The following is a 15141-nucleotide window of genomic DNA, read 5'->3' on the forward strand; positions in this document are numbered from 1 at the left end:
CAACTTTGGGTTGAATTGACGACACTTAAAGTCTAATTTTGCGTAAGTCCTACAAGTGAAAGTACAACCCAATGCTCCGGCACCTCCCCCAACCATTCAACACCTGAGTCACGCATTGGGGCATTGGGATTTAAACCTTTGGTCACGGCATGGCTAATGACGGCCTGACGTTTTTCTTTTAGCAGCTTGATGAGCTGTTGTTGTTTTTCGATCAGGGTATCAATTTTGGCGGTTTCGTGATCGAGGAAGTCGGCAACTCGTACTTGCAACTCATATTCTGGTGCACTTACTTTAAGAGAAGCGATTTTTTCTTGGTTTACATTAGGCTGCCCACCACCAGATGATAAATTAATAATCTCTTGTCGCGTGGCATAAAGCCAATAGAAAAGATATTTGTTATAAAGTACCTTTGAAGGCGGCATTACACAACAGGCTTGGTTGGTTGCTGCCTCCTTACCGAAAATCCCAAGGCGACCTATTGTTGCTCCATACATAGCGATTGAAACCGAGCCTTTAGGATGCAATCGTAATGTTGGCATATCAAACAATGCCTTATTGGTTACTTTTTTCTGAGTGTCAAAAATGATATTTTCTCGCAACTCCCCAGTAGTTACCCAAAGGTTTTCACCACCATAATACGTATCACCATCTGCTTTAGGTGTCGTACCGCTTGCAATATAAGGACAGACATGGGAGATTTTCCACATATCCCAATTCATTGGTATTTTGCCAATCCACTCAATCCCTGAATCTTTATATTCAGGATACTCCTGATACTTCCCCGCCATTAGGAATGGACCTCTTGCAGCAACTTCATGATCTCTGCACTGACTGCGTCAAGGTCTGCATCAATCTCCATCAAATCCCTCGGCGGCTGATACTGATAAAAATGCCGGTTAAACGGTATTTCATAACCGACAATACCAATCTCCTGATCCTTGTGGTCTCTTTTACTGGCATCTATCCAGGCATCGGGAACATGGGGCAGCACTTCTTTGATAAAGTAGGCTTCGTTAATGGCATTAACGGATTGAGAGGGATCAAGGGCAACGTTTTCATTGTCACGTAGGTCTCCATCCGCTTGGTATTCAATCACCTCACCAGCGACGGTAAATAAGCCATAGAGTGGATTAGCTTTGCCTTTATGTTCAGGATGAACGGTATGTCGCGGCGGCATGGGTACCGAAGAGCGACTGTGGATTTTTTTGATAACTTTTTCAGCCTCCGGGTTTTTCCAGCTCACGGCATCCTTGATTTGCTTTTTCTCTTTGACGTCCAAAGTAATGGTTTGTTGTTGACAGGCGGCTTTTATTGCCTCGTCAAAGCCGTTCATGTCATCGTGTTGAGCAATGCCTATGGCGGTTTGTAATTGTTTGGCTTTGAGCAGAATTTGCTTTTGTTCCAGCCATATTTTGTGGTCGAGCAGGTCTTTAATCTGTTTTTCTTTGAGGTCGCTAAAATGGCTTTTGACATAGGCACGAATCTCAATTTCCTGCCCCATTAAACTGCCATAGAACTCGCAGTCTTTTTCATCAGACCAGCTTGCACCGTATTCGTTGTAGACCCACTTCATGAGGACGTTTAACGCGCCGGAAGCAAAGCGGCACTCTTCAATGCGTTCATCGCTAAATTGGTAGGACTCACGCAACGGTCGTTCGATGGTGATGCGGCGATAGCCGAATTCATAGGTATTGAAGAGCTTGCTGGCAAAGGTTTTGGGGGCTTCTGTTTTGGGGTTGGCTGATTGGCGACCCCGATTGCTTTTTTGTTCTGTCGGCTTATCCAACTCACGCGCATCAACGACTGCAAAGATGCCAAAGGTACGGGTAATGGTGGCAATGTCGGTTTCATCCATGACATTACGTTTTGAGCCCAGAGACTTACGCATTTTGCTGCACAGATTGACGCCATTAATCAGCTGAACTTTACCTTTGCGTTCTGCACCCTTTTTATTGGAAAGCACCCAGACATAGGTCGATATGCCGGTGTTGTAAAACATGTCAGTCGGCAACGCGACAATGGCTTCCAATAAGTCGGCTTCTAAGATGTAACGGCGAATCTCGGATTCACCGGAACCGGCGCCGCCGGTAAACAACGGCGAGCCGTTAAGAATAATGCCAATACGTGCACCGCCTTCGGAAGCATCGCGTAACTTGCTGATCAGGTGCAATAAAAATAACAGTGAGCCGTCAGAGACTCGCGGCAAGCCGGGGCCGAAACGCCCCTCATAACCTTTCAAGGTATTTTCGTTTTTGATGTCGGATTCAATTTTCTTCCAATCAACACCAAAGGGTGGGTTGGATAACATGTAATCAAATTTATCGGCATACAGCTGGTCGTTGGATAGGGTATTGCCGAGTTTGATGTTTTTGACTTCCTGCCCTTTGATCAGCATATCGGCTTTGCAGATTGCATAACTTTCGGGGTTCAATTCTTGCCCATAACCGCGCATCACGGCTTGCGGATTCAATTCATGCACGTATTCCATGCCCGAAGAAAGAAAGCCGCCTGTGCCTGCGGTAGGGTCGTAGATGGTACGAATAATACCCGGCTTGGTCAGTGCTTCATCATCTTCCATAAACACTAAGGAGGTCGTAAGGCGCACAATATCGCGTGGCGTAAAATGTTCCCCAGCCGTTTCATTTGAACTTTCAGCAAAGCGGCGGATCAACTCTTCAAACACGAGGCCCATATCATGATTGGAAATGGCCTTGGGGCTCAAATCGGTCTGCCGAACCTTTTGGACAATTTTGTAGAGCAGGTTGGCATCGTTGAGCTGGCCAATAAATTCGTTAAATTTAAAATGTTCAAAAATCTCACGGGCATCTTTGGAAAACCCTTGAATATAGGCCTCCAAATTAGCGGCAATGCCCGATTCACCGAGCGTGGAAAGATTCATTTTGGAGATGTTAAAAAACGACAGACCACCAGTAGCTCTTAACAGCAGCTTTTCTTGCCCTTCTTCGGGCAAGTTCATCGCCTGTACTTTTTCAACCTGAGCCAACACCGCGTCTTTGCTGTCTTCCAATACCCCTTCAAGGCGCCGTAGCAAGGTAAAAGGCAGGATGATGCGACCGTATTGGCTTTGTTTAAAGTCGCCGCGCAGTAAGTCGGCTAACGACCAGATGTAGGCGGCCAGGTTGTTGGTGTTTTGTGTCATAGTAGTGTTGCTGATCTCATTGATACCAAAAAGCAAATGCCTAATGATTGGGAAAAACCGTTTCATAATAACATGGCATGACTACGAAAAGTGAGCTCCGGTATAGGGCGCCTTATTTTTTCAAAAGAGCTTATGGTTATAGGTAGGAACGCTTTGTGCAGTTGCTAACTCTCCATGTTCATGATGTTATTTGACTCGTTTCATCAATTCCCAATTTTCTCGTAACAAGGTGGGCATTTCGCGCATCATGGTGGACAAGCCTTCCGTAAATGCATTCTGTGCCAATACTGCCCTGCTCTCTGGCGTTCCGACTCCTGTAGACTGATTCCAAAATCTCCAACTCTATTCATGTCGATGACTTTGTGTCGCTCTGGTGCTCAACCGTTCGCCCTTTGTTTTTTAACATTGGCGCATAACCTTCACAGCGCCTGGGTATGTCATCTATCGGTCGATACTGCCTTCCTGCCTCTATTTCCCCTCGCCACGCGGCTAAACAGCGACCGACGGATAAATGACTGCATTCTGAACAATATCGTCGATCATCTTTGAAGAACTCGTCATCGGATACTTGTTCTGGGCTTGACACAATCGGTCGGTTATCAGTTGTTTCAGCAATGATGCCTTTTTGAATCTCAGGGTTTGCGACATTGACAGTTGCGACTGTTGCGACAGTTCCAATTTCTGGCGTTTTAAGTGTCGCAGGTGTCGCAACTGTCAGCGTCGCAAGTTGTCGTAGACCATTTTTTTGTATCAGCGCCCATAAGGTCATGTTGCCGCTCCATTGAGCAACTGCGGATTGATCTGAACGTCTATCCGTCGGCCTTCCGGAATAATGCGCACTCGCCCAAAGTCCACCAGTTCTTCCAAGGCATTTTTCAGCTGATCTTTGTCCCGTACCGGCCCCAGTCTTTGCAGTTCTCGCCGTGATACGCTGTCAGCTTTCTGCCTTTTGCAAAACTCCAGCAGCCAGTTATCCAGTCGCACGGCATTGGCTAATTCAACCGGCAGCGCCAGTTCGCCAAAGAACCGCCGTGCTTCATTCAAATGCCAAGCAGCAACGCGACTGGCGTTTTCGAACGAATCGAAACCGACAGCAGTTTCAAAGCCCTGTTCAAAGACATGAAACAATGTAGCTAGCCGTGCGGCATTGTCAGCGGTTTTACTGGCGACATCGCGGACATCATACAATTCGCCGCCGCTACGCAATTCGCCTTCCAAAGCATCATGAAATGCAACCCAAGCCATTTTCGCTTCTGGAGTGAATGCCATCAAGACTGGGTTCAAAGCTCCCTTCTCATCAATGGGTGCAGGAATATTCAAAATTTCCGTAATACGCCGATGAAACGCCGCCAGTTTCGGCCAGCTTTCCGGTGGCTCGGTAAAAGGACGGTAACCTTGCGTCGATTCCGGCCAAGCCACCAAAAATCTGGCAAAAAAACCGGTACCTCGCGCTAATCCACCGGAGCGGTCAAAAAAACTGCGCAAAGTCGCTTCTTGCACTTGCAACGCTATAGTCAAGCGAGCGCCCCGAACGGTAAAGGATTCAGAAGAACGCCGTCCTACCGATAACTCGCCTCCATCCCAAAGAATGTTCAGTAACCCCAAATTGCGCATGATAGATTCTTTACCCATGCCATGCGCGCCAAGTACAACACCGGCTTCGCTGGAAATGACGCCGCCAGCAGGCCATTCTTTCGCCAGTACGTAAGCTAAATTCTCCGGCGTTTCATCACCACGAATCAATTTGGGTATGCGCGGCGGTTCGGGTTTATCATGTTCAATCAGGGTCAAGTTATCGCGCAACTCAGCGACTGATTTACCTTTTTTACCGGCATCCTTGATAGCAGACAAAATACCTTCTCTTTCAGCATTCCAGGTCGATTGAGCTGCTGCATAATCCATTAGCAACGGCTTGGCGAGTTCCGCCTGCTCTTGTTCGTAGGCTTGAATAGGGTTACTAAAGAAGGCATCACAGGTTGATTTACGTTCACCGGAATCGGCAATGGACAATAAAAACAACCCTGTTGGGCCAGTCAGTTTTTCAGCTCGCTTAATATCGACATGCACCTGGGTCGCCAGCGATAGCGACGCTAATGCTGAAGAAGCCACCAATACTACCGGTGCTTTCGTAAATCCCAACACTTCTTCAACAGCTCCACGTAGGCTGGCCGGTAAAGCATCCAAAGGATAAGCTTCGGGTGAAATTTTTGCGGTCAACGGTTGCGGGTTCTGCCAGAACCTATAGGGATCATCAATGCCGAGTTTGTCTAATTTGTTTTGCAAGTTCATCTGGATACCTCAGCATGAAGCCGCATCACACACTGACAAGCTTGTTGGGCCCTTAGGTAATCAGCATTCGCCAATACACCATAAGCCATGAAATCATTGCAAGCCAATGCCAAAATAATCGCTTCCTGCACTAATAGTGGAAACAATTCATAAGCGCTAAATTTGGGCATCCTGGGCGCTGGGTCATAAGGATCAGCCACCCGATCTGGAAACAAATCATCCATATGCAAACCTACCGCATTGAGTATCTCTGCTACGCCACAGCCAGCAAAACAATGAAGTAAAATCCTGTCCTCGACTTCTTTAATGGCCAGTGACGGCGATTTATCATCATGAGCAGGACACCGCGCCAACCACTTGCCTTGTCCTGTCTGTTTTACACGATCCAGTTGATTCAACAGTTGATCTGTTTTGTATGAAAGAGAATTCAACATGACGAACCTCCTACTATGCTTAACCAAACAGCCGCCCGAAAACTGACCGCTTTCAATCTCACGATAAGTTGAGTAAAATTCAATCTGAAAATGTTTTGTTTAGCCGCTTGGGTGTCCCCACACCCGATGGTTTTATGTTTTTGGGTCATATCACCAACTCTTTCGTCAACATGACGATAAATTGCTTCTTGCAGCGCCGCTTGGCGGGACTGCGTTACTTTCGAAAAAATTTTCATACATACCTCATTGTTGGCGCCTTTTCCCGTTCGATTTTGCCCGTCGAATTGAAGTCTTTTGGTTAACAACAGGGGAAATTGCGCCTAGATTTACGCCTAATTGATTACATGCCTTATCATGCAACGTTTTGTACTGCTTGATTTTTACGTTTCAATCAGAAAGTTGCGCGTCGATGCATTCAGCTAGGACTTGGATGTTTACAAAAAGATTCTTGCCGACCTTGCGAAAGGCTTTAGCAAGTCCATTGTGATGACGTTGCTTGACCGCCCATGCCCAGCTTTTGGGGCTATATAGGTGGGGAAATTTTTCAGGGATGGATTGATAGGGAACGATGTCGCCTAGGGATATTGATGATTGTGCCTGCATTACTTTACCCTCCTTTTGGGTAGCTTGTGATTGCAGACTAATGATATGACATTGATTTAACTTAAATAATTGTCCAATTGCAATGTAACAGTGTCTAACTGTAAAGTAACAATGCAATTGTGCAATATTGCATGAAAATTATTTTACGACGGGTAACATTTCGATTAAGCGCCGCATAGTAGCTTTTATCCCTGCTCTTTGAGCAGCGGCTTCTCTAGCTTTAATTAGCGTCTTATGTTTTGGTATTTCTTCCATAAAATACTTTTGAGCAATCGCCCATTGTTGTTGTTTATCTTCGGATCTTTTTTTTGTTCCTTTTGTATATTTCTCTAGTTTATTGATTTGATTTTCAAGTTTTCTTTTTTGGTAGTCAATCATCCCTTCTTGTATGTCCATACACTTATCAGAAAACTTGGATCCTAAATCAGAATAAGTCTTTACTGCTTTGTAACCCTTAATTTGCAACTTAAGAAAGTCATTTTCTAATGCTAACATCTCATTTTGACCCTTTAGGACTTCTATATAATTATCGAGCTTATCAATTAAAGCAGCGTCTGGATATTTAGAGTCCAACTCTTCATCGGGTATATTTTCTTCTGAATTAAGCAGTTCATCAGCCTTAATTATTTGTTCATAATATCTTTTTTTTAACTCTGCAATCTCTTCAGATAATTCAGTTGATGTAGCGTTTGCCATTTCTTCAATTTGTTTTAAAAGATCTTCATTCATGGAATACGCTCCGTTAAAGTGCAATGTATTAAGAAAGGATAGTCAATCGAACGGCTAATAAATCCTTTTATCATCTCGCCGGAATAGACTTAGCTTAATCTAAACGCCTGAGCTAATTCATCAACTATGAGGCGTTTTTGGTCACGACCTTGATGAATATAGCGCATTGTGGTCTGTATACTCTTATGACCGGCCAGCTTGGCAATTTGATTGATTTCCTTGCCAGAGTCGGACAGCGCTGAACAGAAACCATGCCGTAAGCAATGGAAAGTGAATTTTTCCTGTTTAACGCTACCATCAACATTGAATACGTCTTTCTCTGATATGTTCGCCATTTTAAGCGCCTTGCTCCAAGCTTTGCGAAAATCCATCGGCTGATTCGGTATTTCAACAGAGGGAAATATCAAGCCAGAACCAATTTCTTGAAAGCGCTTTAACTCAATCATTACAACCGGCGCAAAGTGCAGTTCCCTGCTGGTTCCGTTTTTGGTATCACCCAAATAGCCAGTACTGTCATTAAAACGCACATCACACCAGCGTAAACTCATCAATTCGCCTTTACGCGCCCCAGTGGTCATCGCTATCAGCACTAACAGATATAGCTTATTCCAATGGGATTCTTGGCAGGCTTTAATCAAGCGTTGCCGTTCGTCATCGCTTAATACCCTATCCCTACGCTTAGTATCATCATCAATGACGACATTACGGACGATATTAGCATCAACATAACCACGACTCAGGGCGAACTTATAAACGCTGGATAACACCGCTTTCTTTCGGTTGATGGTCGTAGCACGTTGGCCTTCATCTGTCATACTGTCGATATGCTCACGAAGATCAAAAATATCAATATCGGTCATAATTCTATCCCCGAAAACTTGGCACCAATAATTGATGCGCTGCATCTGTCCTGAATAGTCTTTCTTATTCCAACGGCTAATATATTCATTACAGACTTCACGAAAGGTCTTATATCTAATACGTTTACCGGCTTGCATAAACAGCTCAGCACCGCCCATGCTTTCGATTTCTTGCGCTGATAGTTGAAGCAACTCTTTTTTGCTTAGGGCATTGATGGATTCTAACCGGGCCTGATTACGGATAACAAATAAATCAATGCCCAGCTGTTTAAATAATTCTTCGCCACCCCTACCTTCAATATCTGCGTCGGACAGCGCCAACAATTGTGCCTGATCCAGATTCGGAATGGTTTTGATGTTGTATTCGATTTTATCCGCCCAAGCTTGAGCGAGTGACTGAGAAGAAAAGGTTTTATTTTTGGTAATACCTTTCATACGGACATCGGCGCGATAATGGCCGTTTGCCAAAGCTCTGAGATAAGCCATTATGCAATCCTCTCATTACAAAAGAATTGATGACATTCCTCAAGAACATACAATACCGAACTGGTATCAAATTGGATAATATTTTTGGGGATGTAGTTGTCGAATAATCGGCAATGATTGCCGGAAACAACTAATTGATTGTCAGCCCAGTATCGGACTGCTTCGGATTGGTCTTGATGATTCATTACGCCACCTCATTGAGCAAATAAAACAGATGTGCGCCTAAATTTGCGCCTAACTGCAATTATGTTGCTTCAACTCGACGGGCAATCTTGTTGATTTCCTTTGTAAATCAAAGGCCTTTGTGGTGGGTCGTGCGCGATTCGAACGCGCGACCATCGCATTAAAAGAACCATGTTATGAGCTTAAAACAGCGTTACTTATTGAATCAAAAAGATATTTTTAAATCTTTAAACCGTGTAAAGCTGTCTTTTGCTGGTAACGGTGGAAAAAAAGTGGAAACATTAAGCGTGAGATTCGGTGTCTTTTTTAACGATGTCTTTAATGTAATCATTTAAAGACTTGCCTATTTCACCCGCTCTTTTTACCGCCTTTCCGTGAAGTTCCTCGCCTATCCTCACGTTAAATGAACCTTTAAATGGTTTTTTGGGCTCCATTCCAGCTTCTTTGCAAGTTTCCAGATAGCTGTCTACGGCTAGTCTGAACTCTTTTTCTAACTGTTCTACAGTTTCGGCTTCGTAGGTAATTAAGTCGCTGATATGTTCCAGTTTTCCGTGTAAGCAATTATCTTCGATGCTTACTTTGCAACTGCCTAAATAACCGTTATGTTCGAAGTATTTCATTTTATGAACCCCTTATCTTTCAATTCTTTGGTGATGTCTTTCTTTACATAGTGCTTAATAGTGTTCCCTGGGTGTGGTCGGTGTAATTCGATGACACTTTTCTTTTCCAGATTTATAAACTTTATCCGGGAACCATCGCCTTCAAGCCTTTTGTAACCTAGCTTCTTCATCAAAGTAAGAACCTCACTCCACTTTGGCAACGGCGTATTGATGAATTGCTCTAATAGTTTTTCTAGTTGGCTCATGTTTTGGGATAGCGACTAAAATATAGTTGCAAATATATCACTTATATTGCCCGTTATCAAAAGCTGCTTTTGCTTTCTTGTTCGCACTGATTCACATTATTTTTCGTAATGTATTTATATCCAAAATAAGATATAAGGTTTCCTAACATAGTTCCTAAAGCAATCAATACGACTAATCTGCACGCTGCCTTTACGTTTAACTTTCCTTGTTTTATAGATTTGTCATTATTACCTGGATTGTTGAAATTGTTATTATCTGGCTTTGAATTTATTGAATCTTGTATTTTTCCTGCGTTCCTTTTTCTTTCTACCTCTATTTCTTTATTCCATTTCACTTCTCTGTATTTTTCCATCTTCGCTCCCTTGGTTATTTTTTGCCTTTTCATTCTTGAGCTTCTGCTGACTTATCATCATGTTATTTCTAATTCTTTTCATCGATTCTATTTGCTTTTTTTCTTCTGGAGATGTTTCTAGTTTTGAGGCTACTTGATTACTTTGATCATCAAATTTTGCTTGTTTCAAAGCTTTTATACCTTCTAATAAGGTATCAATAGACAATGCCTTTGTTCCTGTCATAGTCATGCTGGTTACAATCATTCCAAAAATTAGGCTTAATAAAATTTTTAACATTGAAGTCCTCTTTTAAACTTTTTGTACTTTGATAACGCTTATGACTGAATACTTACGATTAGTAAATAACGGCTTACATAAGCCGCCTTGCTTTGTCTTTTTACCTTGATTCGGTTCTTGTTTTAACCGTCCCTCCCCATTGATTTAGAGCCCTCCATGCAGTCACGTACCCGTTGACAGATTCTTTCGGGTTTCCTCAATTTCTGGGCTTATTTGTCCGGCTTCTGGGATGGTAAGTCCTGTAGCTAACCAATAGGCGTACTCTGGCCATACAGTTGATATAGCTTGAATCTGCCAGCCATAAAGTTTTTGCCTATTATTTTCAATACTGCTGATCTGTCCGCTTTTTATCCCTGTTTGTAGTGAAAACTCGTCCACTGTTATGTCTAGATGTGCTCTTAAGTCTTTGAGCCTTTTATTAATTTCAAATTGGTCGATCATAAATGTAAATATTAATTGTATTATTTACATGTAATGTATATAATACATGTAAGTTTTCAAACCAGCCATAACCAGCCAAACAGGGCTAAGGGTGCAATCATGAACCAAGAGCAAAACACAGTCAAATTAGATACATTGTTTGAGTCTAACCCTTCATTGAAGCAAGGCTTACAACAAACAGCCTCCCAGCTGTTTTTCATCCCGTTCATGGTGCCGGACAAATTTGCAGAATCCATAGGCTTAAGCAAAGGCGTAGTCGGTGGCTGGATAGATCAAGGCTACATCCCTACCGTCAAAATAGGCCGTTATCGCATGATAAACATGGTCGTCCTGGTTGCTAATTTGAAAGAAGGTAAAGTGTTATGAGTGCTATCAAACTAACCCTTGATGAAGTAAACACCGCTTGTCGATTTATAGTCTCTGATTCTCATCGTAAATTAAAACAATCGTTAGCTGATTATCATGATGTATCTAATGCACATTATCGCGATATGGAATATTGCAGAATTCAACTTAACCAAATTACAAATATTGGTAGTGAGCGTTTACAAGGATTGATATTTCTATTTTTGGGCAATGAACAACTCACTACTGCACTCAAGAAATATCAAGCTGAAATACTGGATGACCGTCAACTTTTCGGTTCTCTTTTGTTCGGTTACACCACCTATTACTGGGAAACTTATGAAGATAACCTTCTAACTGACGTTAAGGAGGTCGCTTAAATGTTTCAATATATTGTTTTTGAACAATTTCTTAATCAAGATTGCACACCATTTGGCGGGGGTCATGCTTCAAATCCTGTGTCGATTCAAGAAGCTGCAAAACGTTATCGTGCTGCACGTGATTTCCGCAATGGTTCAACCACTAAGGGATGTTCACCTGTCAAGGTCGGTGTTGTCCGTGTTCCATCGGACTATTCCGGGTTTACTGATTTCAAGGGATCATTTCAGGATATTTGTTCTTTTCGTCCGCAAGTGTCCGTTATTTGTCGTTGAGCCTGCATAAATGAATATTACTTTAATCAATCTTAATTAATAGGAGCCGCATAAATGGCCGAATCATCGATATTACCTGATCGCGGTAGCTCGGAAGCAGGTGGTGTAACCGAACGTATCTACAGAACCGCTCTTGCACAGAAAGACTATATCAGCCTTGAGCTAGAGGCTATGGATAGAGGCCTTAAACCCTTTGGATTGACTAAAGCCATTATGACCTTGTACCTGCACAAGCAGCTAGTCCCTATGAAAGAACTGTCGGACGAACTCCGGGGGCAGGTGTTAACGCACTTGAAAGAGAAGCAAGAAAAAGCGAAACAAACGGCGCGCCCATGAAGCGGCAAAGCGCCCATATCCCGGCCCTCACGCCTCGCGCAAAGCACGCAATGAGGAACGAATGCGTCTTTGCCGGGCGTCTGGCCGCTGGATTCAGGCTGCTACCGCTAACAAACGCGAGCCGCAAATTAAAAGCCAGAACCGGACAAAAAACCCGAAGGGTAACGAGTAAAAAAAGCCATAAGCCAACTCGTAGCGTGTCCATGCTGTCCAGAAATTATTTCCGTCTTGCGGAAAAAATTTCTTGTACAGCTGAAGACAAAAAATAAGCTGTCTAGTGGCCTTTGAGGCGCTTTTCCTCAAAGGCCATGACTACGCGCTTTAAAGACCGTGAACCACGTAGATTGAAATAACGCATAGCCGTATAGCGAAAGGGATTGTAGAGGAAATCGGCGATTAAAACTGAATTACTGGCAGTTAGGTCAAAACCTTTGGAGCCTGCGTAAAAGCGTTTTGGCCTTACTGCCAGTTATCAGATTTAAACGTCGATTGGAACGGAAAGCCCGGCCCGTAGGGTTCGCGACAAAACCGTTTCAACAAAATCGACATAGTTAATGTGTTAGATAAAAACCAGCTTTTAACAGCTGAAAACAGTCATAACAAAAAGATACAAAGGCTAACCAATGTCAGATATATGCCCAAATTGCGGAGCGGATAGCTTCACCGACATTCGAACAGATGACGACCAAATTTCATGTCACAACTGTGGAGAAGACTTTGAACCCATACCCTCAGAAGATGGCATGTTTGTAGATGATGGCTGGCAAGAAGAGAACGCGAGACGTCAACAACTAAACCGCGATTACGAATCGCTAGATGATGGTGAAGAAGATCCTGATTTAGACGATGAAGACCTAGAAGACTAAATCAATGTCAAAAATATGCCCAATATAGCTTTATCAAAAAATAAAGGAAATCAAAGAATGAATATCACAGCACCTAGTTTACCAGTCAACAGACTGACATATAGCCAACGTAAACGACTAATAAATCTATTGAAGACATCTACATCAAATTTACTGATTCCCTTCATCTTAGGTTTTGTCCTGTCCTTGATTTCAGTAACTCATACATTTGTTGAGACATTTACAGCCTTTGATAAATCCGGCTTTGGAGTCTGTTTACAGCCTGAATTGCCTGTAAGAACTGTTAACCCGTAAGACCCACGGAAAAGAAGAGGGTCAAAACAGAAAACAAAAGCAGTAAAGCCCAAAAACAGAAACACCAACATCAACCAAACCAAAAGGTACAAGACAATGACAAACAGCTTCCTAGGCGACATGCAAACAGTCATAAGAGGACAAGTAGAATCATTAACCCGCTATGAAATTGATGGCGACAATAAAGGCGGTTCCATCTGGGTATCAAAACCCAACACCGGAAAAAACCCTAACAACCTGGGCAACGAACTTATCAAAATCAAAATGCCCTTTGAAATGTTCGACCAGAAAAAAGCCGAAGTAGAAGCCGGAAAACTCTACTTTCCCTGCCAAATGGAAATTATCTGTGAAATTACCATGGGCGGCCAAAACAAAGCCGTACTGACAGCACTCAGTATGAAAGTAGACGGCCCTGAGCCTGAACAAGAAACCGGTAAAGACAAACCGAAACATGGAATCTCGCAGACAACAGGCTCCATACCTCCTAACAAACCATAAACAAGGCATAAAGCAATGAAAATAAGATCAATGGCTTGCCTAATGAAACCCGTCCAGTTCAAAGAACGGGTACTTAGCAACACCGTCCTGCGTAACCGATTTATACATGGCTACGTCATACAAACAAGCAACACATAAGGACAAACAATGGCACTTAAATACCTATGCCTGAGTCTGGCGAATAACACCCAAACCGAAGTAAACACCATCGCCGAATGCCTAGCACAAGACCCAGCTGCATACATAACCATGAGTGCTCAAACGTTGGCTTCCCAGCCGACATTACAAGACATCTTCAGCATACCGATTTCGTCGGACTTGCAGAACATGTGGGAATTGGGCTTTGGCCTTCCGGTTCTCTGTTACCTAGTGGCCTGGGGGTACGGCACAGTAATTAACTTCTTTACAAGCCGTCATCCTAATTAATTTTAACTTTAACCAAAGAGGTATTTCTTATGGATTTTTCCGGACTAACTTCGGCTGTTGACTCGACCACAATTGTGGCGGCCATTACAACCATTGCCGCCGTCAAAATGGCGCCCGGCGTCGCTAAATGGGGTTACAACAAAGTAATTTCCTGGTTCCGTTAAGCCAATAACAAAGAGGGGTTTCGGCCCCTCTTTCCCTGACTTCAAGGATAAAAAAATATGATCTTCCTATTACTTTATTTTCTTTCTGGCCTTCTTTGCGCTTATGCCGTCATTAGTGGGTTTACTCATGCGTAAGATTATATTTTTTTGCTTATTGTGCTTTGCTTCGTCCTCTGCTTTTGCTGACTCATATCTTTCATTTCCTACTGTTGGATCAACTTATTGTTCTGCTGCTGGTTATATTTATCTTTCTGGCAATAATACTTGCGTGAACGCTGCTCATACATTTTCTTTTAACGTTCCCTCCTACAATTGTCCCGGTGGTGGTACTTTATCTGGCTCAATTTGTACCAATGCGCCTTCCTGTTTGCTTGGACAAACTAGAGTTAATGGTATTTGTACATCGCCCTCATGCACTGCACCTCAAATAAATGATGCCATTACCGGCGCTTGCATAAATCCTCCGCCACCTCCGCCTACTTGTAAGATTGCCGAAACTTTAAACTCTTCTACTAACACTTGTGATGCTCCTCATTGTACAGCGCCTCAAATCAATGATGCTATAACAGGTGCCTGTATAACCCCAACGCCGACCTGTAAAATAGCTGAAACTTTAGACCCTGCATCAAACACCTGCGTAGCGCCTGTCTGTTATTTGCCCCAAATTAACGATGCAATAACCGGCGCTTGCATTACGCCTCATACCGATTCACCTAGTTGTTCAACCCTGATATGTACAAGCGTAGACCAGACCTGTACCAACTCAGATGGCGTTGTTACCGTTAAACCGGCTTGCCCCTTACCGCCACCAACAGACCCGCCGCCTGTAACCGATACCTGTTCGACTATGGTGTGTACTTCAACAAGTCAAAGTTGTAC

The 15141-nt window shown here is 43.2% G+C and carries 21 protein-coding genes; 7 read left to right on the forward strand and 14 right to left on the reverse strand.

Features of this window, described 5'->3' with window-relative positions; all coding sequences use genetic code 11:
* Positions 1-32: 32 nt before the first annotated feature.
* The 14 genes from V7051_RS23235 to V7051_RS23300 all read right to left on the reverse strand — a co-directional run bounded on the left by V7051_RS23235 (position 33) and on the right by V7051_RS23300 (position 10680).
* On the reverse strand, positions 33-788 hold the full coding sequence (locus V7051_RS23235) for a restriction endonuclease subunit S (RefSeq protein WP_333879190.1): 756 nt from the start codon (positions 786-788) through the stop codon (positions 33-35).
* Positions 788-3160, reverse strand: coding sequence for a type I restriction-modification system subunit M (locus V7051_RS23240; protein ID WP_333879191.1), 2373 nt, complete (start codon positions 3158-3160; stop codon positions 788-790). Before V7051_RS23240 ends, V7051_RS23235 begins: the two co-directional genes overlap by 1 nt.
* A 346-nt stretch (positions 3161-3506) precedes the next feature.
* Complete coding sequence (locus V7051_RS23245) at positions 3507-3929, reverse strand: hypothetical protein (RefSeq protein WP_333879192.1); 423 nt, start codon at positions 3927-3929, stop codon at positions 3507-3509.
* Complete coding sequence (locus tag V7051_RS23250) at positions 3926-5449, reverse strand: YfjI family protein (protein WP_333879193.1); 1524 nt, start codon at positions 5447-5449, stop codon at positions 3926-3928. Before V7051_RS23250 ends, V7051_RS23245 begins: the two co-directional genes overlap by 4 nt.
* Positions 5446-5883 carry a CHC2 zinc finger domain-containing protein gene (locus V7051_RS23255; RefSeq protein ID WP_333879194.1) on the reverse strand — a complete coding sequence of 146 codons (438 nt, stop codon included), beginning with the start codon at positions 5881-5883 and terminating at the stop codon, positions 5446-5448. The genes V7051_RS23250 and V7051_RS23255 overlap by 4 nt, the downstream gene beginning before the upstream one ends.
* Positions 5877-6119: a hypothetical protein gene (locus tag V7051_RS23260; RefSeq protein ID WP_333879195.1), complete on the reverse strand. Its 243-nt coding sequence runs from the start codon at positions 6117-6119 to the stop codon at positions 5877-5879. Before V7051_RS23260 ends, V7051_RS23255 begins: the two co-directional genes overlap by 7 nt.
* Positions 6120-6270: 151 nt before the next feature.
* Positions 6271-6486, reverse strand: coding sequence for a hypothetical protein (locus tag V7051_RS23265; RefSeq protein WP_333879196.1), 216 nt, complete (start codon positions 6484-6486; stop codon positions 6271-6273).
* Positions 6487-6624: 138 nt separating this feature from the next.
* Complete coding sequence (locus V7051_RS23270; protein ID WP_333879197.1) at positions 6625-7215, reverse strand: hypothetical protein; 591 nt, start codon at positions 7213-7215, stop codon at positions 6625-6627.
* 89 nt (positions 7216-7304) lie between these two features.
* The gene (locus V7051_RS23275; RefSeq protein ID WP_333879198.1) at positions 7305-8561 is read right to left on the reverse strand and encodes a tyrosine-type recombinase/integrase; all 1257 of its coding nucleotides are present in this window, start codon (positions 8559-8561) and stop codon (positions 7305-7307) included.
* 464 nt (positions 8562-9025) lie between these two features.
* On the reverse strand, positions 9026-9364 hold the full coding sequence (locus V7051_RS23280) for a type II toxin-antitoxin system HicB family antitoxin (RefSeq protein ID WP_333879199.1): 339 nt from the start codon (positions 9362-9364) through the stop codon (positions 9026-9028).
* A complete protein-coding gene (locus V7051_RS23285; protein WP_333879200.1) occupies positions 9361-9609 on the reverse strand; it encodes a type II toxin-antitoxin system HicA family toxin in 249 nt (82 codons plus the stop codon). The genes V7051_RS23280 and V7051_RS23285 overlap by 4 nt, the downstream gene beginning before the upstream one ends.
* Positions 9610-9665: 56 nt before the next feature.
* On the reverse strand, positions 9666-9962 hold the full coding sequence (locus V7051_RS23290) for a hypothetical protein (RefSeq protein ID WP_333879201.1): 297 nt from the start codon (positions 9960-9962) through the stop codon (positions 9666-9668).
* Complete coding sequence (locus tag V7051_RS23295) at positions 9931-10239, reverse strand: hypothetical protein (RefSeq protein WP_333879202.1); 309 nt, start codon at positions 10237-10239, stop codon at positions 9931-9933. Before V7051_RS23295 ends, V7051_RS23290 begins: the two co-directional genes overlap by 32 nt.
* A gap of 162 nt (positions 10240-10401) precedes the next feature.
* Positions 10402-10680: an XRE family transcriptional regulator gene (locus tag V7051_RS23300; RefSeq protein ID WP_333879203.1), complete on the reverse strand. Its 279-nt coding sequence runs from the start codon at positions 10678-10680 to the stop codon at positions 10402-10404.
* 99 nt (positions 10681-10779) lie between these two features.
* On the opposite strand from V7051_RS23300, the gene V7051_RS23305 reads away from it, so the two are divergent.
* The 7 genes from V7051_RS23305 to V7051_RS23335 all read left to right on the forward strand — a co-directional run bounded on the left by V7051_RS23305 (position 10780) and on the right by V7051_RS23335 (position 14262).
* A complete protein-coding gene (locus tag V7051_RS23305; RefSeq protein WP_333879204.1) occupies positions 10780-11046 on the forward strand; it encodes a hypothetical protein in 267 nt (88 codons plus the stop codon).
* The gene (locus tag V7051_RS23310) at positions 11043-11405 is read left to right on the forward strand and encodes a hypothetical protein (protein ID WP_333879205.1); all 363 of its coding nucleotides are present in this window, start codon (positions 11043-11045) and stop codon (positions 11403-11405) included. Before V7051_RS23305 ends, V7051_RS23310 begins: the two co-directional genes overlap by 4 nt.
* On the forward strand, positions 11406-11678 hold the full coding sequence (locus tag V7051_RS23315; protein WP_333879206.1) for a hypothetical protein: 273 nt from the start codon (positions 11406-11408) through the stop codon (positions 11676-11678).
* Positions 11679-11732: 54 nt separating this feature from the next.
* Positions 11733-12014, forward strand: coding sequence for a hypothetical protein (locus V7051_RS23320; protein WP_333879207.1), 282 nt, complete (start codon positions 11733-11735; stop codon positions 12012-12014).
* 623 nt (positions 12015-12637) lie between these two features.
* Positions 12638-12880 (forward strand): hypothetical protein, encoded by a 243-nt coding sequence (locus tag V7051_RS23325; RefSeq protein ID WP_333879208.1) that lies wholly within the window; start codon positions 12638-12640, stop codon positions 12878-12880.
* Between the two features lie 390 nt (positions 12881-13270).
* Positions 13271-13672, forward strand: a complete 402-nt coding sequence (locus V7051_RS23330; RefSeq protein ID WP_333879209.1) for a hypothetical protein — start codon at positions 13271-13273, stop codon at positions 13670-13672.
* A gap of 455 nt (positions 13673-14127) precedes the next feature.
* Positions 14128-14262 carry a hypothetical protein gene (locus V7051_RS23335; RefSeq protein WP_333879210.1) on the forward strand — a complete coding sequence of 45 codons (135 nt, stop codon included), beginning with the start codon at positions 14128-14130 and terminating at the stop codon, positions 14260-14262.
* Positions 14263-15141: the final 879 nt, after the last annotated feature.

This window comes from Methylobacter sp. (assembly GCF_036845245.1).
In the GTDB taxonomy this organism is placed as follows: domain Bacteria; phylum Pseudomonadota; class Gammaproteobacteria; order Methylococcales; family Methylomonadaceae; genus Methylobacter_A.

Bases quoted from the DNA above. Each gene is read 5' to 3' on its own strand.
- V7051_RS23235 (WP_333879190.1), bottom strand. From the start codon at position 788: ATGGCGGGGAAGTATCAGGAGTATCCTGAATATAAAGATTCAGGGATT.
- V7051_RS23240 (WP_333879191.1), bottom strand. From the start codon at position 3,160: ATGACACAAAACACCAACAACCTGGCCGCCTACATCTGGTCGTTAGCC.
- V7051_RS23245 (WP_333879192.1), bottom strand. From the start codon at position 3,929: ATGACCTTATGGGCGCTGATACAAAAAAATGGTCTACGACAACTTGCG.
- V7051_RS23250 (WP_333879193.1), bottom strand. From the start codon at position 5,449: ATGAACTTGCAAAACAAATTAGACAAACTCGGCATTGATGATCCCTAT.
- V7051_RS23255 (WP_333879194.1), bottom strand. From the start codon at position 5,883: ATGTTGAATTCTCTTTCATACAAAACAGATCAACTGTTGAATCAACTG.
- V7051_RS23260 (WP_333879195.1), bottom strand. From the start codon at position 6,119: ATGAAAATTTTTTCGAAAGTAACGCAGTCCCGCCAAGCGGCGCTGCAA.
- V7051_RS23265 (WP_333879196.1), bottom strand. From the start codon at position 6,486: ATGCAGGCACAATCATCAATATCCCTAGGCGACATCGTTCCCTATCAA.
- V7051_RS23270 (WP_333879197.1), bottom strand. From the start codon at position 7,215: ATGAATGAAGATCTTTTAAAACAAATTGAAGAAATGGCAAACGCTACA.
- V7051_RS23275 (WP_333879198.1), bottom strand. From the start codon at position 8,561: ATGGCTTATCTCAGAGCTTTGGCAAACGGCCATTATCGCGCCGATGTC.
- V7051_RS23280 (WP_333879199.1), bottom strand. From the start codon at position 9,364: ATGAAATACTTCGAACATAACGGTTATTTAGGCAGTTGCAAAGTAAGC.
- V7051_RS23285 (WP_333879200.1), bottom strand. From the start codon at position 9,609: ATGAGCCAACTAGAAAAACTATTAGAGCAATTCATCAATACGCCGTTG.
- V7051_RS23290 (WP_333879201.1), bottom strand. From the start codon at position 9,962: ATGGAAAAATACAGAGAAGTGAAATGGAATAAAGAAATAGAGGTAGAA.
- V7051_RS23295 (WP_333879202.1), bottom strand. From the start codon at position 10,239: ATGTTAAAAATTTTATTAAGCCTAATTTTTGGAATGATTGTAACCAGC.
- V7051_RS23300 (WP_333879203.1), bottom strand. From the start codon at position 10,680: ATGATCGACCAATTTGAAATTAATAAAAGGCTCAAAGACTTAAGAGCA.
- V7051_RS23305 (WP_333879204.1), top strand. From the start codon at position 10,780: ATGAACCAAGAGCAAAACACAGTCAAATTAGATACATTGTTTGAGTCT.
- V7051_RS23310 (WP_333879205.1), top strand. From the start codon at position 11,043: ATGAGTGCTATCAAACTAACCCTTGATGAAGTAAACACCGCTTGTCGA.
- V7051_RS23315 (WP_333879206.1), top strand. From the start codon at position 11,406: ATGTTTCAATATATTGTTTTTGAACAATTTCTTAATCAAGATTGCACA.
- V7051_RS23320 (WP_333879207.1), top strand. From the start codon at position 11,733: ATGGCCGAATCATCGATATTACCTGATCGCGGTAGCTCGGAAGCAGGT.
- V7051_RS23325 (WP_333879208.1), top strand. From the start codon at position 12,638: ATGTCAGATATATGCCCAAATTGCGGAGCGGATAGCTTCACCGACATT.
- V7051_RS23330 (WP_333879209.1), top strand. From the start codon at position 13,271: ATGACAAACAGCTTCCTAGGCGACATGCAAACAGTCATAAGAGGACAA.
- V7051_RS23335 (WP_333879210.1), top strand. From the start codon at position 14,128: ATGGATTTTTCCGGACTAACTTCGGCTGTTGACTCGACCACAATTGTG.